Raw genomic sequence first — 25,088 nt, 5'->3', positions numbered from 1 at the left:
CTACCCCGTGAAAACCCCTCAAACAGCGCGGTCCAACCCCGTGTAAATAAAGTCACCAACTGACTGATATAATCGTTGCTTTATCTACCGTACCGCGCTCTTTCCGCACCCACCAACATGAAATCTTCCGAAATTCGCGAAAAGTTCCTCAAGTTCTTTGAGTCCAAGGGCCATACGATCGTACGGTCCAGCCCCCTCGTGCCGGGCAACGATCCGACCATGTTGTTGACCAACAGCGGAATGGTGCAGTTCAAGGACGTCTTCCTCGGTCTCGATTCGCGCCCGTACTCGCGCGCGACCACCGTGCAGCGCTGCGTGCGCGCCGGCGGCAAGCACAACGACCTGGAAAACGTCGGCTACACCGCGCGCCACCACACCTTCTTCGAGATGCTGGGTAACTTCAGCTTCGGCGATTACTTCAAGCGCGACGCCATCAACTACTGCTGGGAGCTGCTGACCAAGGTCTACATGCTGCCGGCCGAGAAGCTGACCGTCACCGTCTACTTCGAGGACGACGAAGCCTACGACATCTGGGCCAACGAGATCGGCGTGCCGAAAGAGCGCATCATCCGCATTGGCGACAACAAGGGCGCGCGCTACGCCTCCGACAACTTCTGGCAGATGGCCGACACCGGCCCATGCGGCCCGTGCACCGAGGTGTTCTACGACCACGGCGCCGACATCTGGGGCGGTCCTCCGGGCTCGCCGGAAGAAGACGGCGACCGCTTCATCGAGATCTGGAACCTGGTGTTCATGCAGTTCAACCGCGACGAATCGGGCGTCCTGACCCCGCTGCCGAAGCCGTCGATCGACACCGGCATGGGCATGGAGCGCCTGGCCGCCGTGCTGCAGCACGTGCACAGCAACTACGAGATCGACCTGTTCCAGAACCTGATCAAGGCGGCCGCGCGCGAAACCGGCGCGACTGACCTGGAAAACAATTCGCTGAAGGTCATCGCCGACCACATCCGTGCGGCCTCCTTCATGATCGTCGACGGCATCATCCCGAGCAGCGAAGGCCACGGCTACGTCCTGCGCCGCATCATCCGCCGCGCCCTGCGCCACGGCCACAAGCTGGGCCAGACCCGTCCGTTCTTCCACAAGCTGGTTGCCGACCTCGACGCCGAGATGGGTACCGCCTACCCCGAGCTGACCGAAGCGAAAGAGCGCGTCGCCCAGGTGCTGAAGGCCGAGGAAGAGCGTTTCGGCGAGACGCTGGAAAACGGCATGAAGATCCTGGAAGCGCAGCTGGCCAAGGACGCGAAGAACCTGGACGGCGCCACCGCCTTCACCCTGTACGACACCTACGGCTTCCCGCTCGACCTGACGGCCGACATCTGCCGCGAACGTGGCGTGACGCTCGATGAAGAAGGCTTCACCGCCGCCATGGAGCAGCAGAAGAAGACCGCGCGCGCCGCCGGCAAGTTCAAGATGGCCGCCAAGGTCGAGTACGCCGGCGAGAAGACCAAGTTCGTCGGCTACGAATCGCTGGTGCACAACACCCACGTGCTGGCGCTGTACTCGGAAGGCGTGTCGGTGCAGGAACTGAAAGCCGGCCAGGAAGGCATCGTCGTGCTCGACACGACCCCGTTCTACGCCGAATCCGGCGGCCAGGTCGGCGACCATGGCCTGATCAAGGCGGCAGGCGGTGACTTCGAAGTCGAAGACACCCTGAAGATCCAGGCGGACGTGTTCGGCCACCACGGCGTGCTGCGTAGCGGCTCGCTGAAGGTCGGCGACACCGTGGACGCCCAGGTCGACCAGGCCAAGCGCGCGCGCACCATCCGCAACCACTCGGCGACCCACCTGATGCACAAGGCCCTGCGCGAAGTGCTCGGCGGCCACGTGCAGCAGAAAGGCTCGCTGGTCGATCCGGATAAAACCCGTTTCGACTTCAGCCACAATGCGCCGGTCACAAGCGAGCAGATTGCCCAGGTCGAGATGATCGTGAACCGCGAAATCCTGGAAAACCATCCGACCAAGGCCCAGCACATGTCCTTCGACGACGCCGTCAAGCACGGCGCGATGGCCCTGTTCGGCGAGAAGTACGGCGACGAAGTGCGCGTGCTCGACATCGGCTCCTCGAAAGAGCTGTGCGGCGGCGTCCACGTGACCCGCACCGGCGACATCGGCCTCTTCAAGATCGTGTCGGAAGGCGGCGTCGCCGCCGGTATCCGCCGTATCGAGGCCGTGACGGGCGAGGGCGCGCTGGCCTGGGTGCAGGCGACCAATGCCAAACTGCTGGCTGCCGCATCGGCCCTGAAGACGGCCCCGGACGAACTGCCGTCGCGCATCGCCCAGGTGCAGGATCAGGTGAAAGTGCTGGAGAAGGAAGTGTCGGCACTGAAGTCGAAGCTGGCTGCAGGCCAGGGCGACGAGCTGGTCAACAAGGCAGTGGACGTGAACGGCATCAAGGTGCTGGCCGCGACCATGGAAGGCGCCGACGTCGCCAGCCTGCGCGAGACCATGGACAAGCTGAAGGACAAGCTGGGCACCGCGGCCATCGTGCTCTCCAGCGTCCTGGACGGCAAGGTCAGCCTGATCGCGGGCGTTACCAAGGACGCCACCGATAAAGTGAAAGCCGGCGAGCTGGTCAACTTCGTCGCCCAGCAGGTGGGCGGCAAGGGCGGCGGCCGTCCGGACATGGCGCAGGCCGGCGGTACCGATCCGTCGGGCCTGCCGAACGCGCTGGCTGCCGTGCCGGGCTGGGTCGGCGAACGCGCTTAACAGTACCTGTAGTTCGTAGGGTGGACGGCTTCGCCGTCCACGCGTTCAACGCACGGTGAAATGGTCGGTACGGCTTTTCATCTGCCGCTTGAACGCGTGGACGGGGGACCCGTCCACCCTACGCCGTTAACGGACGCGTTTTTGGTGCATCCATGTATCACTACGGTGCAAAAACAATCAACCCGTTCTGCGCTAATTCACATTTGCTGTGCGCCGATAGGGGCGCTGCCGGAGGCAAAATCCCACGCTGCACAAGGTGGGCACGGGGCGCCCACCCTACGGCATATCCCTGCCGCTACAATTTATTCGCCTGTCAAGCTTTCCCTGACTCATCTGTTGCGGTTGTGGTAATGCAACAATTCGTGACTATTTTGGTGCGGCGCGTCATAATCCGGGAATTGGAGTAGTATGCAACCAGTATCACCCCGGATCACCACCTGAGCAGGCATGCGATGAGCGACATCATTCTCGATACCGATACGATTCAATTCCAGAAGGACCTGGACGCGCGCGGCCTGAACTGCCCGCTTCCTATCCTGAAAGCCAAGAAGGCGCTGGCCGAGATGGCCACCGGCGAGGTGCTGCGGATCACTGCCACCGACACCGGTTCCGTGCGTGACTTCCAGGCTTTTGCCAAGCAGACCGGCAATGCGCTGGTCCACCACTCGCAGAACCAGGGCGAGTTCGTTTTCTACATGCGCCGCAAGTAAGCATGGTCCCGGCGGGGCAGATCCTGCTCCGCCCCTTTTCCTTTTCCGTTGAATGTTTAGTCAGACCAAGTTTGGAAGCATTCCTCTACCTAAAAATCGCACGATCGTGCTTTAATTTAGTTTTAGTGCGGTTTATCTCTTATAATCTGGACCACTTTAGCCCAGTCTACCTCTTCAATTTTTCAAAGGCACACCTATGAAAGTCCTGGTACCCGTCAAACGCGTGGTCGACTATAACGTCAAGGTCCGCGTCAAGTCCGACGGCAGCGGCGTGGATATCGCCAACGTCAAGATGTCGATGAACCCGTTCGACGAAATCGCGCTCGAAGAAGCGACCCGTTTGAAGGAAGCCGGCAAGGTTACCGAAGTGGTGGCTGTCTCCGTCGGCGTCGCCCAGTGCCAGGAAACCCTGCGCACCGGCATGGCGATCGGCGCCGATCGCGGCATCCTGGTGGAAACCGCAGGCGAGACCGAGCCGCTGGCCGTGGCCAAGATCATGAAGGCGCTGGCCGACAAGGAACAGCCGCAGCTGATCATCCTGGGCAAGCAGGCGATCGACGACGATTCGAACCAGACCGGCCAGATGCTGGCGGCCCTGCTGGGCTGGCCACAAGCCACCTTCGCCTCGAAGGTCGTACTGGAAGACGGTAAAGTCACCGTGACCCGCGAAGTCGACGGCGGCCTGGAAACCGTGGCCCTGAGCCTGCCGGCCATCGTCACCACCGACCTGCGCCTGAACGAGCCGCGCTACGTCACGCTGCCGAACATCATGAAGGCCAAGAAGAAGCCGCTGGAAACGATCAAGCCGGAAGACCTGGGCGTCGACGTTAGCCCGCGCCTGAAGACCCTGAAGGTCGTCGAGCCGGCCAAGCGCTCGGCAGGCATCAAGGTGCCGGACGTCGCCACGCTGGTGCAGAAGCTGCGCACCGAAGCCAAAGTCATCTAATAAGGAAACATCATGGTCGCACTCGTTATTGCTGAACACGACAATGGCTCCCTGAAGGGCAGCACCCACCACACCGTGACCGCGGCCGCCCAGTGCGGTGGCGACGTGCACGTGCTGGTCGCCGGCTCGACCTGCGGCGCCGCCGCCGAAGCCGCCGCGCAGATCGCCGGCGTCTCGAAGGTACTCGTCGCCGACGCGCCGTACTTCGCCGACGGCCTGGCCGAAAACGTGGCCGAGCAGATCCTGGCCGTGGCCGGTTCGTACTCGCACATCCTGGCTCCGGCCACCGCCTACGGCAAGAACATCCTGCCGCGCGTCGCCGCCAAGCTGGACGTGGCCCAGATCTCGGAAATCACCAAGGTCGACTCGCCCGACACCTTCGAGCGCCCGATCTACGCCGGCAACGCCATCGCCACCGTGCAGTCGAGCGACAGCGTGAAGGTCATCACCGTGCGCGGCACCGGCTTCGACGCCGCCGCCGCCACCGGTGGTTCGGCTGCCGTCGAAACCATCGGCGCAGCCGCCGACTTCGGCAAGTCGACTTTCGTCGGCCGCGAACTGGCGAAATCGGACCGTCCGGAACTGACCGCCGCCAAGATCATCGTCTCCGGTGGCCGCGGCATGGGCTCGGGCGACAACTTCAAGCTGCTCGAACCGCTGGCCGACAAGCTGGGCGCGGCCATGGGCGCCTCGCGCGCGGCAGTGGACGCCGGCTACGTGCCGAACGACTGGCAGGTCGGCCAGACCGGCAAGATCGTCGCGCCGTCGCTGTACATCGCCGTCGGTATCTCGGGCGCGATCCAGCACCTGGCCGGCATGAAGGATTCGAAGACCATCGTCGCCATCAACAAGGATCCGGAAGCGCCGATCTTCTCGGTGGCCGACTACGGCCTGGTGGGTGACCTGTTCGAAGTCATCCCGCAGCTGGTCCAGGAACTCGGCTGATAACGTAGGGTGGGCGCCCCGTGCCCACCTTGCAGAATCAAAACACAGGCCACGCTGGTTCGGCATCCGCCGACTACCGTGGCCTGTTTTACATCCAAATCTGAGGAGATATCGTGAGCTACCAAGCCCCGATCAAAGACATGCTGTTCGTCCTGAACGAACTGGCGAACCTGCAGCAGGTCAGCCAGCTGCCGGGCTGCGAAGACGCGACCGCCGACACCGTGGAGGCGGTGCTGGAAGAGAACGCGAAATTCTGCGGCGAAGTCGTCGCGCCCCTGAACGCCCCGAGCGACAAGGAGCCGAGCTTCTGGCACGACGGCCAGGTCACGACGTCCGCCGGCTTCAAGGTCGCCTTCCAGGCCTTCGGCGAATCCGGCTGGCAAGGCGTGCAGCATCCACAGGAATTCGGCGGCCAGGGCTTGCCGAAGATCGTCGCAACGCCATGCACCGAAATGCTGAACGCCGCATCGATCTCGTTCGCGCTGGTCGCGCTGCTGACCGACGGCGCCATCGAGGCGCTGCTGACGGCAGGTTCCGACGAGCAGAAGGCGCGCTTCCTCGAGCCGCTCATCACCGGCAAGTGGACCGGCACCATGAACCTGACCGAGCCGCAGGCCGGTTCGGACCTGGCCGCCGTGCGCACCCGCGCCGTGCCGCAGGGAGACGGCACCTATAAAATTTTCGGCACCAAGATCTTCATCACCTACGGTGAGCACGACATGGCCGAGAACATCATCCACCTGGTGCTGGCGCGTACGCCGGACGCGCCGCCGGGCGTGAAGGGCATCTCGCTGTTCATCGTGCCGAAGTTCCTGATCAACGAAGACGGCTCGCTGGGCGCGCGCAACGACGCCCACTGCGTCTCGATCGAACATAAACTGGGCATCAAGGCCAGCCCGACCGCCGTGCTGCAGTTCGGCGACAACGGCGGCGCCATCGGCACCCTGGTCGGCGAAGAGAACCGCGGCCTGGAATACATGTTCATCATGATGAACGCGGCCCGCTTCGGCGTCGGCATGCAGGGCATCGGCCTGGCCGAACGCGCCTACCAGCAGGCGGTCGCCTTCGCCAAGGACCGCATCCAGTCGCGCGACCTGCTTGGCTCCGCCGGCCCGGTCGCCATCATCAACCATCCGGACGTGCGCCGCATGCTGATGTCGATGCGCGCCCAGACCGAAGCTGCGCGTGCGCTGGCCTATGTCGGCGCCGGCATCTCGGACGTGGCCCATTACCACGCCGACGAAGCAACCCGTAAGGCCAACCTGGCCGTCTACGAATACCTGGTCCCGGTCATCAAGGGCTGGTCGACCGAGATGAGCGAGAACGTCGCGCGCGACGGCGTGCAGGTGCATGGCGGCATGGGCTTCATCGAAGAGACCGGCGCGGCCCAGCACTACCGCGACGCCAAGATCCTGACCATCTACGAAGGCACGACGGCGATCCAGGCCAACGACCTGGTCGGCCGCAAGACCGTGCGCGACGGCGGCGCCGTGGCGAAGTCGATCATCGCCCAGGTGCGCGAGACCGAAGCGGCGCTGGCGGAAGTGCAGGGTGCTGATTTCGTAGCCGATTTTGCTGCGATAGGCAAGCAGCTCGCACTTGGCTCGACCGCGCTGGAAGAAGTCGTCGACTTCGTCGTCGCCAACATGAAGTCGGACATCAAGGGCGTCTTCTCCGGTTCCGTGCTCTACCTGAAGCTGGCCGGCATCGTGCTGGGCGGCTGGCAGATGGCGCGCGCGGCCCTGGTCGCGCAGAAGAAGCTGGAAGCAGGCGAGGGTGATGCCGCCTTCCTGCGCGCGAAGATCGCCACCGCGCGCTTCTTCGCCGACCACATCCTGTCCGGCGCGGGCGGCCTGCGTGCCGCCATCGTCGAAGGCAGTGCCGGCGTGCTGGCGCTGGAGGTCGAGCAGTTCTGAAGCAGCCCCCCGGTCTTCATGAAGCGGCCTGCGGGCCGCTTTTTTTATGCACAAGCGGACGACGCGCACGATTTGCTGAGTTTGATTCAGCTTAAACGAAGCATTACAGCCGCGTTCGTAGACTGGGTTCACCTACTCAGCCATGGAGCCCGATCATGCGAACGCCATTACCACGCTTGCTGCACCTTCCGGCCCTCGCCGTCTCGTCCCTGTTGCTGCTCACCGCATGCGGCGGCGGCAGCGACGATCCGACGCCGGTCACCACCAATCCCGATCCGGTCCAGCCGGGTCAGCCCAGCCAGCCGACGCAACCGTCGCAGCCATCACAACCGTCGCAGCCGGGTACGCCGAACCAGCCGGCGCCTGGCGAACCCGTGCTGGCCGATACCTTTACCGCCTGGAGCAACGACACGATGAACAGTCCGCCCGGCTGGAATGCCTGGGTGGCGCCGTCGGGCAGTGTCCCGGTGGGCGGCGTGGTCTGCGCGGCCAGCGAAAACTTTCACCAGCATTCGCTGGTCTCGATCTACAAGGACGGCGTGCGCCAGGGCCTGCCCGACAATGTCGGCCGAGGCGGCTGCAACTACGAGCTGCATACCCACGACGGCACAGGCGTGGTGCACATCGAGGCGGACGTACCCAAGAAGTTCACGCTCGGGCAGTTCTTTGCGCTGTGGAAGCAGCCGCTGAGCGCCAATGGAACGGCCGGGCTGGCCGGGCCGGTGCGCTTCTATGTGATCGAGAACGAAAGGCTCACGCGCTACACCGGCGATCCGGCCGTGCTGGAGCTGGTGGCGCACAGGGAGATCGTCGTCATCAGCGGCCCGGCACCGGCAGTGCTGCCGAAGTACCAGTGGCCGACCAATCTTTGAAAGGGCTTGTTGCCCGCGCTGGCGCTTCAGGCGCTCAACCGTAAGCGCCGCCGGTGAACATCAGGTCGAACAGGCGCGAGATGGTGCCGATCAGCACGGTCGCGCCGACCAGCAGCGTGGTCACCAGCAGCAGGGCGAGGATCCAGCTCGAGTCAGTGCGGACGCTCGACGCGGCATTGAAGCGGGCATCCCATTTCTCGTCCGGCGTGAGGCCGATGGCGAGGGCTTCGATGCAGGCGGCAACGGCGGAAATGAGGAGCGGCAGCAGCGCATAGAAGGGATTGATGCCGTTCATGTTGCTGAAAATGAGGCCGGCGATCGGCAGGCTGCTGACGTGCAGCAGGCCTAGTTTGTCGACGCCGCCATGCAGGTAGAAGCGATGTATCCCCAGCGACCCCAGGGTCAGCGCCAGCGCGGTGGCGAGCGTCTTGTTCTTGTGAGCCATGCGTAAGCAAGTAAAGTGAAACGGATGTGTTACACGAAAGGGCTCAGTATCGTTCATAAACATAACAAAAGCATCAGTTTTTATGTAAATGCAATGTATCAATCACTTGCGGGGAAGGGGGCGGAGGATGGGCGGTAGCGGTCGGGCGAAAAATAGCGGATAATGCGCGATTCGGCCGGGACTGCGCGCTCCGATATCCGTTTTGTCATTATCGCTTGCTGCTCTTTGGCATTGCGCGCTATAATCGTCGGCTTTCTCCGTCCAATACAACTTTTTGGAATTATTATGGTCGTTATCCGTTTGGCTCGTGGCGGCGCAAAAAAGCGCCCGTTCTTCAACATCGTTGCAACCGATTCGCGTAACCGTCGCGATGGCCGTTTCATCGAGCGCATCGGCTTCTACAACCCGATGGCTTCGGGCGCTGAAGTCGGCCTGAAGATCACCGCGGACCGTCTGGCCTACTGGCAAGGCGTTGGCGCACAACTGTCGCCGACCGTTGCTCGCCTGGTTGCCCAGCAGACCCCGGCTACCTAAGGTTTTACCGGTTTGAGCGATCCAGCAGTGAGCGGGGCGCAAGCCCCTGATGACCTGACCCAGGTCGGTTACATCTCCGGCGCCTATGGCGTCATGGGTGCCATCCGCGTCACGCCGTTTTCGACGGACGCCGATGCGCTGCTGAACGTGAAAACCTGGTGGCTCGACAAATCGGGCCTGCGCTCCGTCACCGTACGGACCGCGAAGATGCATGGTGGCGACGTGGTCGCTACCCTCGTCGGGATGTCGGGCCGCGATGCGGCGGAAGCGCTGAAAGGCGCAGCCGTGCACGTGTCGCGTGCCGAGTTTCCCGCGCTTGAGGAAGACGAGTATTACTGGTCTGACCTGATCGGCATGGATGCCGTGAACCTGCAGGGCGAAGCCCTCGGCAAGGTGATCGACATGATGAGCAATGGTCCGCAATCGATTTTGCGGATTGAGCCGGTGCCGGAGCAGGACAGCAAAGACAAGGCGCCCGAGCGCCTCGTCCCGTTTGTGGACCAGTTCGTCAAGAACGTCGATCTCAAGGCGAAAACGATTACCCTGGACTGGGGTCTGGACTATTAGAGCACCTAACAAAACCGCCATGGCTGCGTTGCATTCGTCTCGCCGTACTAGCGTACTGTCTTCGACGATGCGCCTTGCCCTGACGATTTTGTTAGGTGCTCTGAACCCCGTCCGCATGAAGCGAGGTCATGATGCAGTTTGACGTCGTGAGCTTGTTTCCCGAGATGTTTGCCGCGTTGACGCAGTCGGGTGTGACCCGGCGCGCCTTCGAGCAGGAACGCTGGGGCCTGACGCTGTGGAATCCGCGCGATTTCACGAGCGACCGCCACCGTACCGTGGATGACCGCCCGTATGGCGGCGGCCCCGGGATGGTGATGCTGGCCAAGCCGCTCGAGGCGACGATCAATGCGGCCAAGGCGCGCCAGGTCGAACTCGGCCTGCCGCCGCCGCGCGTGGTGTTCATGTCGCCGCAAGGCAAACCGCTGACGCACGAACGCGTCATGGCGCTGAAGGACGAGCCGGGCCTGGTCGTCCTGTGCGGCCGCTACGAAGCGGTCGACCAGCGTCTGCTGGACCGCATCGTCGACGAGGAAATTTCGCTCGGCGACTTCGTGCTCTCCGGCGGCGAATTGCCGGCGATGGCCCTGATGGATGCGGTAGTGCGACAATTGCCCGGCGTGCTGGGCGACGATGCCTCGGCAGTCGAAGACAGTTTCGTCAACGGCCTGCTCGATTCGCCGCACTACACCCGCCCCGAGGTCTACGAGGGCGTGCCGGTGCCGCCGGTCCTGATGGGCGGAAACCACGCAGAGATCACGAAATGGCGCCGTCAGCGTATGCTGGAAGCGACATTCAAGAAACGGCCGGAATTGTTGGACAAGGCGCGCGCAGCGGGCCAGTTGACCAAGGCCGACGAACAGTTTTTGGCGACGCTCTCCCAGGAGAGTTAGCCGGAAAATGCACCATTATGGTGCGAAACGTGTGGGCATGTTGCTCGTACGTTCAACCCCATCCTCTACTGGGCGACGCATTGCGTCCTACAGCGCCAGCAAGATGGTTTTTGGAGTCATAAGAAATGAACCTGATTCAGCAACTCGAGCAGGAAGAAATCGCGCGCCTCGGCCGCGCCATTCCTGATTTCGCACCAGGCGACACCGTGGTCGTCAACGTCAACGTCGTCGAAGGCAACCGCAAGCGCGCCCAGGCATACGAAGGCGTCGTCATCTCGCGTCGTAACCGCGGCCTGAACTCGAACTTCATCGTTCGCAAGATCTCGTCGGGTGAAGGTGTCGAGCGTACGTTCCAGCTGTACTCGCCGCTGATCGCTTCGATCGAAGTGAAACGCCGCGGTGATGTCCGTCGCGCCAAGCTGTACTATCTGCGTGAGCGTTCGGGCAAATCGGCACGTATCAAAGAAAAGCTGCCGCAGCGTAAAGTTGCAAACACCACCGCCGCTCAGTAATTGCGATTGTGGAATGAAAAAGGCATCCCCCGGGATGCCTTTTTCTTTATCTGTTGGAGATAATGCTTTTGGTTAAGGTTCATTTCGATCCCTCCCGCCTGCCGGTCGACGCCATCGCCGGCGAACCCGCCATCGATCCCGCATTATTGACGGCCGAACACCTGCGTGCGCGCTTCGCCCGGGCGCAGCCGCGCTGGGAACCGGAAACGCCGGACGAGTCCTGGATGACGCCCGGCTTCAAGCTGCGCCGCGCCGCCGTGCTGATACCGGTGGTCGAGCGGCCCGAGGGCCTGAGCGTGCTGCTGACCCAGCGTACCGATCACCTGACCAGCCATGCCGGCCAGATCGCCTTTCCCGGCGGACGTGCCGAAGAACTCGACTCCTCGCCGATCGAGACCGCGCTGCGCGAATCGGAAGAAGAGATCGGCCTGCATCGCCGCCATATTTCGATCGTCGGCGTGCTGCCGGATTATGTAACCGGCAGCGCCTACCGCGTCGCGCCCGTCGTCGCGCTGGTCAAGCCGCCTTTCGAGCTGGCGGCCGACCCGGGCGAGGTCGCGGAAATCTTCGAGGTGCCGCTGGCCTTCCTGATGAACGGCCTGAATCACCAACGCATGTCCTTCGATCTGCCCGAAGGGAAGGGGCGGCGCCAGTTCTACGCCATGCCCTATGAACGTTTCTTCATTTGGGGCGCCACGGCCGGAATGTTACGTAATCTGTTCCATTTCCTGCGCGCATAAAAATTCTTACAAGTGCCGATTTGATTATGGCGTGCACCTGCGCTATCGTAGCGGGCAGCGTGGTATTGCCATAACAAAAGAAGGACTTGCATGACATTTTTTTCCATTCTGTGCGCGCTCATCATCGAGCAACTGAAACCCCTGCGCGCAGATAACCAGGTCTATGCCGGCATCAAGGGCCTGGCCATGCGTATCGAAGCCTCGTTCAATGCCGGCGAAGCGAAAAACGGCCGCATGGGCTGGTTCCTGATGATGGCGGTGCTGGTCGTGCCGGTTGCGGCCATCTATTGGGTCCTGATGTATTTCGGCCTGGTGTTCCTGGCCTTTGCCTGGAACGTGCTCATCGTCTACCTGACCCTGGGCTTTCGCCATTACAGCCACTACTTCACCAACATCCAGCTGGCCCTGAACAGCGGCGACGAAGCCACGGCGCGCGCACTGCTGGCCGAATGGGCGCGCATCGACACGGTCGGCATGGACACGACGGAAATTGCCCGCATCGCCGTCGAGAAGTCCCTCATCACCACCCACCGCAGCGTGTTCGGCGTCTTCTTCTGGTTCCTGATGCCGGCCGGCCCCGCCTGCGCGGTGCTGTACCGCGTCTCCGAATACCTGGCGCGTGCCTGGAACGAACCCGAGCACATGCGCAACGAAGCCTTCGGCCAGTTCGCCGCCAAGGCCTTTTACTGGATCGACTGGATTCCTGTGCGCCTGACGGCCGTCGCCTTTGCCGTGGTCGGCAATTTCGAGGACGCGATCTACGCCTGGCGCAACTTCGCCAACCGCTGGGCCGACGAATCGCGCGGCATCATCCTGGCCGCCGGCGGCGGCGCCATGGGCGTGCGCCTCGGCACCCCTAACGAGAATGCGCCGCAGTTGCTGCCGGCGGACGCCGCGATGGTCGACATGAGCGACGCCGACACCGACGTCCTGCCCGGCGAAGAGCCGAGCCTGCGCGCACTCCAGAGCACCGTGGGACTTGTCTGGCGCGCCCTGATACTATGGATGATTCTGCTCCTGTTGTTGTCCAGTATGGTCTGGTTAGGCTGAGTTACGAGGAGTTCGGTGGCTTGTCGTGAAACTTGTCGAGACAAGCCTCGTGCCCAAGTCTTCTATAAGATATAATACTGGTCGTCTCCTCCACGCAGCATTCAAAGCAGCACTATGGCCGACTTACCGCATACCGGGAACGAAGGCGCCGTCGGCGAATTCTTCATCCTGGGCCTCACCAGCAATGGCAAGCAGTTCCGCCCCAGCGACTGGGCCGAGCGCCTCTGCGGCGTCATGTCCTGCTTCCGCCCCGAAGGCAGCGGCGGCCGCCATGCCCACCTGCAGTTCTCGCCCTACGTCCACCCGACCGTGGTCAACGGCGTCAAGGCCGTGGTCGTCAACAACAAGCTGAAGAAGGCCGAACCGCTGGCCTATCACTTCGTGGTCAACTTCGCCAAGGACAACGACCTGCAAGTGGTCGATGCGTGTTTTGTTGAGCTGCCAGGCGACAAGAAGTAATTTCCCTCAAGCGTTTGAGCCAGATCAAACGCGCCTCACTCTCCTGCACTAGCGTAAAGGGCAAGACAGCGCCAGGGGAGGCCACCATGAACATCAGCGATATCTGCACCGTCCAGACCATCAGCTGCAGCCGCGACGAAACCGTGCAGGGCGCCGCATTCCTGATGCGCAAGAACCACGTGGGCGACCTGGTCGTCGTCGACGGCAGCGACGACACCGCCATTCCGGTCGGCATTCTCACCGACCGCGACATCGTCGTCTCGGTCGTCGCTCTCGGGCTCGACCCGGCCAGCCTGCAGGTCGGCGACATCATGAGCGACGACCTGCTGACCTGCCGCGAAGAGGACGACGTCTACCAGACCATTGAACACATGCGCGTGCGCGGCATCCGCCGGGTGCCGGTGGTGAACCGCCACGGCGGCCTGGCCGGCATCGTCAGCGCCGACGACCTGCTCGAATTCCTGGCCGAGGAAATGGGAGATTTGTCGCGCATCAGCGGTAGCCAGCAGGCCATGGAGCGCCGCGCCCGCCATTGAACCGGGCTCACGCACCAGACTGGTGCGCGACGGCATCGTCGACATCGGCCATCTGTTACCATCCCCGTTGGCGCGCCGCGGCAGAGCGGCGCACGAACCTGACGGGATGACATGAATTCGACGATGTACCGCCGCGGCTTGCCCGCGCACCTGATCGCGGGCGCTTTCGCCTTCCTCGCCGCCGGCACCGTCCTCGCGGCACCGAACAAGCCGCTGCCGAAGGGCGTCACCCTCGGCGCCTCGGTCGAGGGCATCACCGAATACAGGCTTGCCAACGGCCTGAAGGTACTGCTGTTCCCGGACAGTTCGCGCCCCACCGTCACCGTCAACGTCACCTATCTCGTCGGCTCGCGCCACGAGAACTACGGCGAGACCGGCATGGCCCACCTGCTGGAACACCTGATGTTCAAGGGCGCGAAGAAGAACCCGGACATCACGCGCCAGTTCGCCGACCGCGGCATGGACTTCAATGGCACCACTTCGCTCGACCGCACGAATTACTACGAGGTGTTCCAGGCCTCGCAGGCGAACCTGGACTGGGCGCTGCAGATGGAAGCGGATCGCATGACCGGCTCCTTCATCGCGCAGAAGGACCTCGACTCCGAGATGACGGTCGTGCGCAACGAGTTCGAGAGCGGCGAGAACTCACCCTCCGGCGTGCTGGTCAAGCGCATGCAGAGCATCGCCTACGACTGGCACAGCTACGGACGCTCGACCATCGGCAACCGCAGCGACATCGAGAACGTCCGCATCGCCAACCTGCAGGCCTTCTACCGCACCTATTACCAGCCCGACAATGCGGTGCTGCTGGTGGCCGGCAAGTTCGATCCGGATGCGACGCTCGCGAAGATCAGCCGCCTGTTCGGCGTGATCCCGAAACCGAAGCGCACGCTGCCCGCCTTCTGGACCGTCGAACCGACCCAGGACGGCGAACGCAGCTTCGCCGTGCGGCGCCAGGGCGACGTGCAGATCGTCATGCTCGGCTACAAAGTGCCTTCCAGCCTGCACGACGACAGCGACGTGATGGCCTTTGCCTCCGCCATCCTCGGCGACGTGCCGACCGGGCGCCTCCACAAGGGCCTGGTGGAGACGGGCAAGGCGAGCCAGGTGTTCAGCTTCGGCGAGACCGGCTACGCGCCGGGCATGCAATACGTCGGCGCGGTGGTGAAGAAGGGCGAAGCGATCGAGCCGGTACGCGCCGCACTCCTTGACGCGGTCGAGAACTTCGGCAACACGCCGCCGACGAAAGAGGAAATGGCGCGCATCCGCCGCATGTACGAGAACCAGATGGAGCGCAGCCTGAACGATCCGCAGCGGGTCGGCGTGGCGCTGTCGGAGACCATCGCGCTGGGCGACTGGCGCCTGTTCTTCACAGGCCGCGAGCGCATCAAGACCATCACGGCCGAGGAGGTGGCAGGCGTGGCGAAGCGCTACTTCAAGCGCGACAACCGCGTTACCGGCATTTTCATCCCCGAGGACGCACCGCAGCGCGCCGTGATTCCGCCGGCGCCCAGCGTCGAGAGCATCCTGAAGGACTTCAAGCCGCAGAATTCGACCCTCGTCTCGGAAGACTTCGAGCCGACCCAGGACAATATCCTGAAACGGACCCAATTGGTGACCAAGGGCGGCGTCAAGCTGGCGCTGCTGCCGAAGAAGAACCGCGGCGAAGCGGTCACCGTCGACCTGCGCCAGCACATGGGCGACGAGAAGAACCTGTTCGGCAAGGGCGCCGTGCCCGAGCTGACGGCCGCCATGCTGATGCGCGGTACCAGCCGCTATACGCGCGAACAGCTGGCCGACGAATTCGACCGCCTCAAGATTGCCGGCGGCCTGACCCATTTCCAGACCACGCGCGAACACTTACCCGAAGCCTTGCGCCTGGTCGCGCACGTGCTCAAGGAACCCGCCTTCCCGGCCGCCGAATTCGAGCAGCTGCGGCGCCAGTCGCTGGTCGCTCTCGAAGCCAGCCGCGCCGAGCCGCAGGCGGTGGCGGGACGTGCGCTGGCGCGCCATTTCGACCTGTATCCGCAGGGCGACGTGCGCCACGCGAACAGCATCGACGAAGACCTGGCCGAACTGAACGCGGCGCGCCTGGAAGACCTGCGCACCTACCACCGCGAATTCTACGGCAGCGTGCCGGCCGAGATGGCGATCGTGGGCGACTTCGATGCCCAGGCGGTCGCGCCGCTGGTGGACGAATTGTTCGGCGCCTGGAAGCCTCAGGCCAACGTGGCGCCGGTGCTGCGCCGCCATGCCGACATCGAACCATTGAGGACGACGCTCGACACCCCGGACAAGGAAAACGGCGTCTACACGGCGCGCCTGAACCTCGACCTGAACATCGACGACCCCGACTATCCGGCCCTGACGCTGGCCAACTACATCTTTGGCGAGGGCGGCCTGCGCTCGCGCCTGATGGACCGCATCCGCCAAAAGGACGGCCTGTCCTACGGCGGCGGCTCGCAGCTGGACGCCGGCGACCTCGACCGGGCTGGGGCCTTCGGCATCAGCGCCATCGCCGCGCCGCAGAACCTGCAGCGCCTGGACGCGGCGATCCGCGCCGAGCTGGCGCGTGCGGTCAAGGACGGCTTCACCGCCGCCGAGCTGGCCGGCGCCAAGTCCGGCCTGATGCAGCAGCGCCAGCAGACCCGCTCGGACGATGGCGCCGTCGCCGCCGGCTGGACGGCCTACCTCTACCGCGACCGCACCTACGAGTGGTCGCGCCAGTTCGAAGCCAAGCTGATGGCGGTCACGCTGCCCCAGCTGAATGCCGCTTTCCGCAAGGCGATCGATCCGTCGAAATTGTCGGTGGTGATGGCGGGGGACCAGTCCAAGATGAAGCCCGCGCCGTGAGGGTGCACCCTCTTGGTGAATCTGTGCGAAACCGGTAAAATGTTGCCTTTCAGCATCATTTAGCGGCAGGAGCAGTTTCATGAAGGGCAAGAAAGAGCAGGGACGGGAAGCGGCGCAGGCCGCCATTTCCTTTGCCGGCAAGGTCGTACTGGTAACGGGCGCGGCGGGCGGCATCGGCCGCGCGGTGGCGCTGGCCTTCGGGCGCGCGGGCGCCTGCGTGGTCGTCGCCGACCTTGCCATCGACGGCGGCCATTCGACGGCAGCCATGATCGTCGAGAACGGCGGCAAGGCGCTGTTCGTGGCGGCGAACGTCACGCGCGAGCAGGAAGTCGCGACGCTGGTCGACAAGACGGTACACCACTACGGCCGCCTCGACTGCGCCGTGAATTGCGCCGCCCTGCACGAGGAAAGCGCACGCCTGGCCGACCTCGACGAAGCCGTGTACGACCGCATCATGGACGTCAACGTCAAGGGCGTCTGGCTGTCGATGAAATACCAGCTGCGCCAGATGAGCAAGCAGGGCGGCGGTGCGATCGTCAACCTGTCGTCGAGCTTCGGCCAGGTCGGCGCGCCGGGGCAGGGCGCCTACGCCGCCAGCAAGCACGCGCTGAGCGGCCTCACCAAGAGTGCCGCGCTCGAGCATGCGAAAGAAGGCATCCGCGTGAATGCGCTGTGTCCGGGAGCGGTCCGTACGCCGATGCTGGCGCGCGCCCTGCAGCGCGAGCCGGCAATGGAAAAGAAGCTGCGCGCCGCGCATCCGATGGGCCGCTTCGCCGAGCCGTCCGAAATCGCCGACGCGGCGCTGTGGCTGTGTTCCGAGCAGGCCTCGTTCGTGACCGGCCACGAGCTGTCGGTGGACGGCGGCTTCACTGCGATCTGATCAGGCAATGGTGGGCACGGGGCGCCCACCCTACTTTAGACGCGGCGTCTCCGGTACGTAGGGTGGGCGCCCCGTGCCCACGCGGTACCGACCTACTTGGGCCGCGGCGCCTCCAGCTTCATCGCGGGCGGCACCACGCGCCCAGCCCGTAAATCCTGCACCGTCAGCGCCACCGCGCGCGCCACGTTGCGCACTTCTTCCTGCACATCCAGGTCGCGGTCGAGCGCCTGGTGGCTCTCGGCATACGATTCGTAATAGCCGATGAAGCGGTCGAGGGTGCCGAAGCTGCCCGAATCGACCAGCCCCATCCAGTTCAGCCAGTCCGTCAGCGAACGGCGCGTGCCTTCGATGCCGGCCACGTCGCCATGCACCACCAGGCCGAAGGCGCGCCCGGCCAGGTGCTTCGGATAGTCCCAGCCCGCCAGTTCCATTTCCTTGGCCTTGTGCGCGTCCTTGCCCTGGGTCGAACTCGGGTCGGGATTGCCGCCGTCGGCGCAGACCAGGCGGTCGATCATCAGTTTCAGCACGGAGGGAGTCTGGTACCAGTAGACCGGGGTCAGGATGATGACGCCGTGCGCGGCGACCCAGCGTTCGTAGATCTCGTTCATCCAGTCGCCGGTCTGGCGCTCGGCGTGGTTCGGGTAGCAGCTGCAGGGCCAGTGGCAGAGCGGCATGGCGGTGGCGACGCAGGCCTTGCAGGGGTGGATGTGGCGGTCGTAGTCCGAGGTCAGGCGCGACAGGTCGAGCAGGTCGGCCTCGATGCCGCATTCGGCCAGCGTGTCGCGTGCGATTTTCGTCAGGCGCCAGGTCTTCGACATCTCCCCCGGACAGCTGCCGTCGTTGCGCGCCGAACCGTTGATGAGCAGGATGCGGCTCGGTGTATCGGCTTTCTTCTGGTGGATCTCGGCGGCCAGCAGGCGGTCGCGCGTCGCCTTCCATTCGATCGAGAGGTCGTAGTCGGGATCGGCGAAGCCGACGCCGGCCTTTACCGTACGGGGCGCCTTGTGCTTGTCGGCGTAGGTGTGCCAGGCGACTTCCTCGACCTTCGCCAGTTCCGACGACACCGCGTCAAAGGCGGGATCGAAAAAACCATCGAAGAATTTGCGCCGGAACTCATCGCGCTCGAGCCGCGAAGGCGCCTGGCCTGTGCGAACGTCAGTCATTGCAGCCTCCTGTCAAGAAGGCTCGATTATCGGCAAACGCCGGCTGCGGCGATGTACGCTGACGAACGGTCGCGCCAATAAAAAAGCGGGCGGCGCCAGTGGCGTCCGCCCGCTTCGAACCCGTCAGGGCAGATTACTTCGTTGGTGCCGGTGCGACCGTGGTCTGCGACGCGGTGGCCGGAGCGGCCGATCCTGCCGGCTGCTTGAGCGTCATGACCCAGACACGGGCCACGTCCGACAGGCCGCCGCCGGCCTTCACGCTCTCGAAGGTCTTGATCGCTTCGTCCTTGCGGCCGGCCTTGGCCTGGGCCGCGCCCAGGCGCAGCTTGGCTTCGTCAGGCTGCTTCAGGCCGCCCTTGGCGATACCTTGCTGGATGAAACCGATGCCCTTGTCGTGCTGGCCCATGGTCGAGTAAGCCCAGCCCAGGTTGACCAGGCCGGCGCCGTTCTTCGACTTGGCAGCCGAGGCTTCGCCGCTGGCGATGTTCTTGGCGTCGTCGGCCGCGCCCTTGTCGGCCTTGGCGCGCAGCGCGTTGTGGGCCTTGGCGTTCGCGCCCTTGCCCAGCACGCCCGCGGCGTAGCCGGCGTCCAGCGCGTTCTTGGCTTCGGTCGGGAAGCCGTCGCGCAGGGCGCTTTCGGCCAGGTCGACGTAGTCTTCCTCGCGCAGGGTCTTCATCGCGGCGAATTCCAGGCGCAGCACCGGCAGGTAGTTGTTCTGGTCGAAGCCCGGCTTGCGGATCACCGCGGTGCGGATGACCTCGCCCCACATCTCGTCGCTCGGGTAATGGGCCACCATCTTCTGGACCGTGGCGTCATAGGTGGCGTTGTCCTTCGATTCGTAGGCCGAGCTCAGCATCAGCTTCAGGTCTTCCTGCGACGGTGCCTTGCCGGCCGCTTCGGCTTCGCTGATCAGCTGCTGCAGCTGGGTCTTGGCGCCGGCGTAGTCCTTGCTCAGGTACATCGAGCGGGCCATCAGCGGACGGGCCTGGGTCATGTTGCCGCCCAGCGATTCGTAGCGCTTGATCTGCTCGATGGCGGCAGGGTAGTTCTTGGCCTTGTACTGGACGTCGGCGATGGCCAGCACCAGCTGTGCCGACGATTCCTTCGGTTCGAAGCCCGACTTGACGACTTCATCGGCGTACTGGGCGATACCGGCGTCGTTGCCGCTGATCGAAGCGTGCACCATCTTGATGCGGTTCAGGACGTAGTTCTCGTACGGGGTCTTGTTCGGCATCGCATCGGCCTGGGCGATGCGGTTCTGCAGCTCGGCCGCGTTCTTGGACGTGACCAGCGGCTGGATCTGCGCCGGGTCGAGCAGCTTGTAGAGTTCAGGGCGCACGGTGTTCGCCGGCGCAGCCGCGGGCGCTTCGGCCTTCTTCTGGGCGTGGGCGCTCGTCATCAGGGCAGGCGCGGTGTTCAGGCCGACGGCGGCCAGCAGCAGGCACAGGCGAGCGAGGCGGAAATGGGACATGAATGATCCTTCTAAAAAGATGAGCGGTACAAAATCCGCGGCAAGATGGCGTTTTGCCAAGCTTGAGCAAACGCGCATTGTCCCATAAACCCGGGGGACCCTGCGGCGCAATTGTGCCGCAGGCGGGAAGCGGATGGGGCCGCCGTTACATTGCGTTACCCTGTTTTGCCAGGGAAACGCGTCGTACCTCAAAAACCGGGTACGGGGCAGTGGCCCGCGGCCTCGATCTCGCCGGCCAGCCAGGCATTCACGGCCGCCAGCGCCGGCGCCGCGAAGCCATAGGTCATCAGGGCCGGGGCATCGATGTCGAGCGCCTGGTAGGGATTCCACAGCGCCAGGTGCAGGTCGGGACGCCAGGTCGCGCGCACCTGCGCACCGTAGCGGCGGCGCGAGGTCGAGGCCAGGATGGTGAAGCGGCCGTCCTGGGGCAGGGCGCTCCAGTCGAAGGTGTCGGCGTCGGCGAAGGTCACCAGCTCGACCTCATACAGTTGGGCCAGCGAGGCGGCGATGCCGGCCGCCGGTACGCCCGCTTCCGAGACGCCGTCGCTGACCACGTCCTGGCGCGCGACGAGGCGCACGCGCGCTCCCGGCGACGGACGCCGTACCGCGCCGCGGCTGCTCAGGCCGCGCTGCCAGGCGCGCGCCATCAGGGCGCGGTCCTCAAGATCGGTGCTGTAGATCGGCGCCTCATCGGCGCCCGGCGCGTCGCTGCCCAGCACCGCCGGTGCGCTGGACGCCGTGACGGCGGCGGCAGGCTTGCCCGTGGCGCCGGCCGGATGTGTGGCCGCCAGCCTGCTCAAACGCGCGAGGCGTGCCTCGACCTCGTGCATCGGCAGTTCGCCCGAGGCGATCGCAGCGGCGATGGCGTCGATGGTCTCGATTTGCGTCTCGCGCGAGCCGATCGCCATCACCATGTCGGCACCCGCGACCAGCGCGCGCACCGCGGCCTGGCCGGCGCCGTAGCGGTGGGCGATGGCGTGCATGTCCATGCCGTCGGTGATGATCACGCCCTGGTAGTTCCAGCTCTCGCGCAGGATGCCGGTCAGGATGGGACGCGACATCGTGGCCGGATACTCGGCGTCCAGCGCCGGGTAGACGATGTGGGCGGTCATCATCGCGGGAGCGAAGGGAGCCGCCATCCGGAACGGCGCGAATTCGAAGCGTTCCAGTTCCGCCAGCGGCTTGTCCACGGTCGGCAGCGCGCGGTGCGAGTCGACGTGGGTGTCGCCATGGCCGGGGAAGTGCTTGACGCAGCAGGCCACGCCCTCCGATTCGCTGCCTTCCATCCAGGCCAGGGCGATGCGCGTGGCCGTTTCCGGATCGGCGCCGAAGGAACGCTCGGCGATCACGGGGTTGTGCGGGTTGTTGTTCAGGTCCAGCACCGGCGCGAAATTCCAGTTGAAGCCGAGCGAACGCACGGCGCGCGCCACGGCCGCGCCGACTTCGCGCGCGAGATCCGGATCGTTGGCTGCGCCCAGCGCCATCGCCGACGGCGGCGCCGGTACCCAGGTCGAACGCACCACGGCGCCGCCTTCCTGGTCGAGCGCGATCAGTGCGTCAAGACCCATCACGGCGCGCAGGGCGCCGGTAAAGCGCGTCAGCTGGGCGGCGTCGACCATGTTCTGGCGGAACAGGCAGGCGCCGCGCACCTTGTTCGCCGCCAGGAAGGCAGCCGTCTCGTCATCGAGCTCGGTGCCGAACAGGCGCACCATGATCAGCTGTCCGGCGATTTTTTTCAGGTCGTCCATGGCTTCATTCGCTTAGTTGGTCTTGGTGACTTTGCTGAGGTGGCGCGGGCGGTCCGGATCAAGCCCGCGCGCCTTCGACAGCTGCGCGGCCATCACGTAGAAGGCCTGGATCGCGACGATCGGATCGAGGTCCGGCGTGGCGGCCACCGGCAGCGTCAGGTCGCGCTCAGGCACGTCTTCCGGCGCGGCCAGCAGCACGCGCGCACCGCGCCCGCGCATCTCGCTTGCCAGCGCTACCAGGCCGGCCTGCGCCGGTCCGCGCGTGGCGAAGATCAGGAGCGGGTAGCCGTCTTCGATCAGCGCCATCGGGCCGTGCTTGATCTCGGCGCCGGAGAAGGCCTCGGCTTGCAGGGCCGAGGTCTCCTTGAATTTCAGGGCCGCTTCCAGCGCGATGGGGAAGCTGATGCCGCGTCCGACCACCATGATGTTGCGGGCCGGCGCCAGCACCTCGATCGCAGCCGACCAGTCCACCTGGCTTGCTGCGCGCAGGTCGCCGGGCAGGGCGGCGAGACCCGCGCGCAGTTCGGCGTCGTCCTGCCATTCGGCGACCAGGCGCGCACCGGCGACCAGGCTCGTGATAAAACTCTTGGTCGCGGCCACGCTCTGCTCCTTGCCGGCGTGCAGGGGCATGGTCCAGGCGGCGCTTTGCGCCAGCGGCGAGGTGTCGTCGTTCACCAGCGCCACGGTGGTGGCGCCGCCGTCGCGGAAGTAGCGGATCGGCTCGACCACGTCCGGGCTCTGGCCCGATTGCGAGATCGAGATCGCCAGCGTGTCGCGCGTGACGAGCGGCGATTTATACAGGGTGATGAGCGACATCGGCAGCGAGGTGACCAGGCGGCCCAGGCGCGACATGATCAGGTAGGCGACGTAGCTCGAGGCGTGGTCCGAGCTGCCGCGCGCGACGGTGACGGCGCTGTGGAAGTTCGTGGCGCGCAGCGTGCGTCCGAGTTCGGCGTAGCGTTCGGCGTCCTGGGACAGTTGCAGGGCGACGCAATCGCCGGCCGACATGGCCTCCTGCAGCATCAGCGAGGTGGCAGATGCGGTCATACGGCTTCTCCTTCGATATAAACGGCTTTGATGTTCAGGTCGCGGTCGAGCACGACGAAGTCGGCGTGGCAGCCGGGGGCGAGGCGTCCGCGCTCGCTTTCGCCGAGGTAGTCGGCGGCGTTGGTCGAGACGCGGCGCGAGGCTTCCCGCAGCGACAGCCCGATCTTGACCAGGTTGCGCAGCGCGCCGTCCATCGTCAAGGTCGAACCGGCCAGCGTGCCGTCGGCCAGGCGCACGCCGCCCATGCATTTGTGGACCACCTGCCGTCCCAGCATGTATTCGCCATCGGGCATGCCGGCGGCGGCGGTCGAATCGGTCACGCAAAAGAGATGCGGGATCGAGCGCAGCGCGACCTTGATCGCGCCCGGATGCACGTGCAGCAGGTCGGGAATGATCTCGGCGTACTGCGCATGCGCCAGCGCCGCGCCGACCATGCCCGGTTCGCGGTGGTGCAGGCCCGGCATCGCATTGAACAGGTGCGTAAAGCCGGCGGCGCCGTGTTCGAGCGCGTTGACGCCGTCCTCGTAGGAGCCGCTGGTGTGGCCGATCTGGACGCGCACGCCCTGGTCGGCGAGCAGGCGCACCAATTCGATGTGGCCGTGGATCTCGGGCGCGACCGTGATCACGCGCATCGGCGCCAGCGCCTCGTAGGCTTCGATCTCGGCCAGCGTGGCCTCTTTCGCGAAGGGCGGCTGGGCGCCCAGCTTGGCCGCGTTGATATACGGGCCTTCAAGGTGCACGCCGAGGATGCGCGCTTCGCCCTTGCCGCGTTCCTTGCAGGCCGCGCCAATGGCGTTCAAGGCGCGTTCGATGTCTTCCGGCGGCGCGGTCATGGTCGTGGCCAGCAGGCTGGTGGTGCCGTGCCTGGCATGCAGGGCGGCGATCACGTGCGGCGCGTCGCCGCCTTCCATCATGTCGCGTCCGGCGCCGCCATGCACGTGCACGTCGATGAAGCCGGGCAGGATGTAATCGTCGCCATTGGCGTCCGGATTGGCGGCCGTGCCGTCGATGGCCTCGATGCGGCCCTTGAAGCGCAGTTCGCCGTGGACCCAGCCTTCGGGCGTGAGGATGTTGCCTTTCATCGGACTTCCTTCTTCTTCAAATGGCCTTCGATCATGTAAAGGGCGCCGCGCGCCGAATCGCCCTGGGGCGGCAGGCAGCGTGCGCGCGTTGCGGACGGCAGCCAGTCGAGCAGCACTTCGCCCAGGCCGCCACACAGGGCCAGCGGCAGCGTGTGGGAAGGATCGAGGGCGTCGGCGATGCTGGCCACTTCGCGGCCCGCGTGTTCGAGGATGGCGCGCGCTGTCCGGTCGCTGGCGCCGTGCTGCACGACGAAGCGCGCCAGGCTGGCGTAGGCCGTCTGGTTGGCGCGGCCGAGCCAGATCTGCACCGCGTCGCGGTTGCCGCCGCAGGCTTCGATCACTTCGCGCGCAAAGGCGCCGCCTTCGACGCGGCCGTCGAGCACCTGCTCGATATGGTTCAGCGCGCGCAGGCCCATCCAGGCGCCGCTCGCCTCGTCGCCGGCGGGGAAGCCCCAGCCGCCGACTTCGACCTTGGTGCCGTCACGCAGCATCGCTTCGCCGACGCTGCCGGTGCCGATCGCCACGATCGCACCCGGCGCGCCGCCGTGAGCGCCCATCAGGGTGCTGAAGCCGTCGGTATCGAGCACGAGGGCGGCAAAGCCCGGATCGGCGGCGACGAATTGCGCGGCCCAGTCCTTGTTGTGCACGCCGGCGAGGCCGAGGCCGATCGCCATCGAGGACAGGGGAGGGGAGCCGATGTCGGCCACGGCGCAGGCTTCGCCGATGGCGGCCAGGATGGTGGTCCAGGCATTGGCGATGCCGTGGGACAGGCCGGAAGGACCGGCGCTGGCTTGCGCCAGTTCTTCGCCATTGGGATGGGCCAGGCGCACGCGGGTGCCGGTGCCGCCGCCATCGACGCCGATGAGGTATTCGATCATGGGAATATAAATGCCGGGGAGGTCGGGGCACTATAGGGAGACGGGTTGAGCTTGTCAACAGGTATTTAAGTGGTATTAGATGCAGGCGTGCGCGGGGAGCCGCCTTGTGTCTGTTCT

Annotated in this window: 23 protein-coding genes; 16 read left to right on the top strand and 7 right to left on the bottom strand. The window is 65.0% G+C overall.

The window, feature by feature from the left end:
* Nucleotides 1-117: 117 nt before the first annotated feature.
* The 6 genes from alaS to C2862_RS07935 all read left to right on the top strand — a co-directional run bounded on the left by alaS (nucleotide 118) and on the right by C2862_RS07935 (nucleotide 8,116).
* On the top strand, nucleotides 118-2,727 hold the full coding sequence (gene alaS, locus C2862_RS07960; protein ID WP_136219580.1) for an alanine--tRNA ligase: 2,610 nt from the start codon (nucleotides 118-120) through the stop codon (nucleotides 2,725-2,727).
* Between the two features lie 452 nt (nucleotides 2,728-3,179).
* Nucleotides 3,180-3,437: a sulfurtransferase TusA family protein gene (locus C2862_RS07955; protein ID WP_136219579.1), complete on the top strand. Its 258-nt coding sequence runs from the start codon at nucleotides 3,180-3,182 to the stop codon at nucleotides 3,435-3,437.
* Between the two features lie 196 nt (nucleotides 3,438-3,633).
* Nucleotides 3,634-4,383, top strand: a complete 750-nt coding sequence (locus tag C2862_RS07950) for an electron transfer flavoprotein subunit beta/FixA family protein (RefSeq protein ID WP_136219578.1) — start codon at nucleotides 3,634-3,636, stop codon at nucleotides 4,381-4,383.
* Between the two features lie 12 nt (nucleotides 4,384-4,395).
* Complete coding sequence (locus C2862_RS07945; protein ID WP_136219577.1) at nucleotides 4,396-5,328, top strand: electron transfer flavoprotein subunit alpha/FixB family protein; 933 nt, start codon at nucleotides 4,396-4,398, stop codon at nucleotides 5,326-5,328.
* 113 nt (nucleotides 5,329-5,441) lie between these two features.
* A complete protein-coding gene (locus tag C2862_RS07940) occupies nucleotides 5,442-7,244 on the top strand; it encodes an acyl-CoA dehydrogenase (RefSeq protein WP_136219576.1) in 1,803 nt (600 codons plus the stop codon).
* Between the two features lie 155 nt (nucleotides 7,245-7,399).
* Nucleotides 7,400-8,116: a hypothetical protein gene (locus C2862_RS07935; RefSeq protein ID WP_136219575.1), complete on the top strand. Its 717-nt coding sequence runs from the start codon at nucleotides 7,400-7,402 to the stop codon at nucleotides 8,114-8,116.
* A gap of 34 nt (nucleotides 8,117-8,150) precedes the next feature.
* Here the strand turns inward: C2862_RS07935 and C2862_RS07930 are convergent, their stop codons facing one another.
* Complete coding sequence (locus C2862_RS07930) at nucleotides 8,151-8,561, bottom strand: NINE protein (protein ID WP_136219574.1); 411 nt, start codon at nucleotides 8,559-8,561, stop codon at nucleotides 8,151-8,153.
* A 285-nt stretch (nucleotides 8,562-8,846) separates the two neighbouring features.
* Between C2862_RS07930 and rpsP the strand changes: the two genes are divergently transcribed.
* From rpsP to C2862_RS07880, 10 genes are all read left to right on the top strand, one after another.
* Nucleotides 8,847-9,095, top strand: coding sequence for a 30S ribosomal protein S16 (gene rpsP, locus C2862_RS07925; RefSeq protein ID WP_136219652.1), 249 nt, complete (start codon nucleotides 8,847-8,849; stop codon nucleotides 9,093-9,095).
* A 12-nt stretch (nucleotides 9,096-9,107) separates the two neighbouring features.
* A complete protein-coding gene (rimM, locus tag C2862_RS07920) occupies nucleotides 9,108-9,662 on the top strand; it encodes a ribosome maturation factor RimM (protein ID WP_136219573.1) in 555 nt (184 codons plus the stop codon).
* 131 nt (nucleotides 9,663-9,793) lie between these two features.
* Nucleotides 9,794-10,552 (top strand): tRNA (guanosine(37)-N1)-methyltransferase TrmD, encoded by a 759-nt coding sequence (trmD, locus tag C2862_RS07915; RefSeq protein WP_136219651.1) that lies wholly within the window; start codon nucleotides 9,794-9,796, stop codon nucleotides 10,550-10,552.
* Between the two features lie 125 nt (nucleotides 10,553-10,677).
* Nucleotides 10,678-11,064 (top strand): 50S ribosomal protein L19, encoded by a 387-nt coding sequence (rplS, locus tag C2862_RS07910; RefSeq protein WP_136219572.1) that lies wholly within the window; start codon nucleotides 10,678-10,680, stop codon nucleotides 11,062-11,064.
* Nucleotides 11,065-11,126: 62 nt separating this feature from the next.
* Complete coding sequence (locus C2862_RS07905; protein WP_136219571.1) at nucleotides 11,127-11,804, top strand: CoA pyrophosphatase; 678 nt, start codon at nucleotides 11,127-11,129, stop codon at nucleotides 11,802-11,804.
* 90 nt (nucleotides 11,805-11,894) lie between these two features.
* On the top strand, nucleotides 11,895-12,854 hold the full coding sequence (locus C2862_RS07900; protein ID WP_136219570.1) for a CobD/CbiB family protein: 960 nt from the start codon (nucleotides 11,895-11,897) through the stop codon (nucleotides 12,852-12,854).
* Between the two features lie 114 nt (nucleotides 12,855-12,968).
* Complete coding sequence (locus C2862_RS07895) at nucleotides 12,969-13,313, top strand: DUF3579 domain-containing protein (RefSeq protein WP_136219569.1); 345 nt, start codon at nucleotides 12,969-12,971, stop codon at nucleotides 13,311-13,313.
* An 86-nt stretch (nucleotides 13,314-13,399) separates the two neighbouring features.
* A complete protein-coding gene (locus C2862_RS07890; RefSeq protein ID WP_136219568.1) occupies nucleotides 13,400-13,849 on the top strand; it encodes a CBS domain-containing protein in 450 nt (149 codons plus the stop codon).
* Nucleotides 13,850-13,960: 111 nt separating this feature from the next.
* Nucleotides 13,961-16,702, top strand: a complete 2,742-nt coding sequence (locus tag C2862_RS07885) for a pitrilysin family protein (protein ID WP_136219567.1) — start codon at nucleotides 13,961-13,963, stop codon at nucleotides 16,700-16,702.
* Nucleotides 16,703-16,781: 79 nt separating this feature from the next.
* Nucleotides 16,782-17,582: an SDR family oxidoreductase gene (locus C2862_RS07880; RefSeq protein WP_136219566.1), complete on the top strand. Its 801-nt coding sequence runs from the start codon at nucleotides 16,782-16,784 to the stop codon at nucleotides 17,580-17,582.
* Between the two features lie 92 nt (nucleotides 17,583-17,674).
* On the opposite strand, the gene C2862_RS07875 is transcribed toward C2862_RS07880, so the two are convergent.
* From C2862_RS07875 to C2862_RS07850, 6 genes are all read right to left on the bottom strand, one after another.
* Nucleotides 17,675-18,745: a flavodoxin family protein gene (locus tag C2862_RS07875; RefSeq protein WP_136219565.1), complete on the bottom strand. Its 1,071-nt coding sequence runs from the start codon at nucleotides 18,743-18,745 to the stop codon at nucleotides 17,675-17,677.
* 133 nt (nucleotides 18,746-18,878) lie between these two features.
* The gene (locus tag C2862_RS07870) at nucleotides 18,879-20,216 is read right to left on the bottom strand and encodes a tetratricopeptide repeat protein (RefSeq protein WP_136219564.1); all 1,338 of its coding nucleotides are present in this window, start codon (nucleotides 20,214-20,216) and stop codon (nucleotides 18,879-18,881) included.
* A 188-nt stretch (nucleotides 20,217-20,404) separates the two neighbouring features.
* Nucleotides 20,405-21,964, bottom strand: a complete 1,560-nt coding sequence (locus tag C2862_RS07865) for a glycoside hydrolase family 3 protein (RefSeq protein WP_136219563.1) — start codon at nucleotides 21,962-21,964, stop codon at nucleotides 20,405-20,407.
* Between the two features lie 12 nt (nucleotides 21,965-21,976).
* Entirely contained in the window at nucleotides 21,977-23,011 is a 1,035-nt protein-coding gene (locus C2862_RS07860; protein WP_229467341.1) for an SIS domain-containing protein, read from the bottom strand.
* Nucleotides 23,008-24,093 carry an N-acetylglucosamine-6-phosphate deacetylase gene (gene nagA, locus C2862_RS07855; RefSeq protein ID WP_136219562.1) on the bottom strand — a complete coding sequence of 362 codons (1,086 nt, stop codon included), beginning with the start codon at nucleotides 24,091-24,093 and terminating at the stop codon, nucleotides 23,008-23,010. The genes C2862_RS07860 and nagA overlap by 4 nt, the downstream gene beginning before the upstream one ends.
* Nucleotides 24,090-24,971: a BadF/BadG/BcrA/BcrD ATPase family protein gene (locus tag C2862_RS07850; protein ID WP_136219561.1), complete on the bottom strand. Its 882-nt coding sequence runs from the start codon at nucleotides 24,969-24,971 to the stop codon at nucleotides 24,090-24,092. Before C2862_RS07850 ends, nagA begins: the two co-directional genes overlap by 4 nt.
* Nucleotides 24,972-25,088: the final 117 nt, after the last annotated feature.

Source organism: Massilia sp. Mn16-1_5 (genome assembly GCF_004798585.1).
GTDB lineage: Bacteria > Pseudomonadota > Gammaproteobacteria > Burkholderiales > Burkholderiaceae_D > Telluria.
The sequence above is the reverse complement of the archived record's forward strand: the minus strand, read 5'-3'. Positions and strand labels throughout refer to the sequence as shown.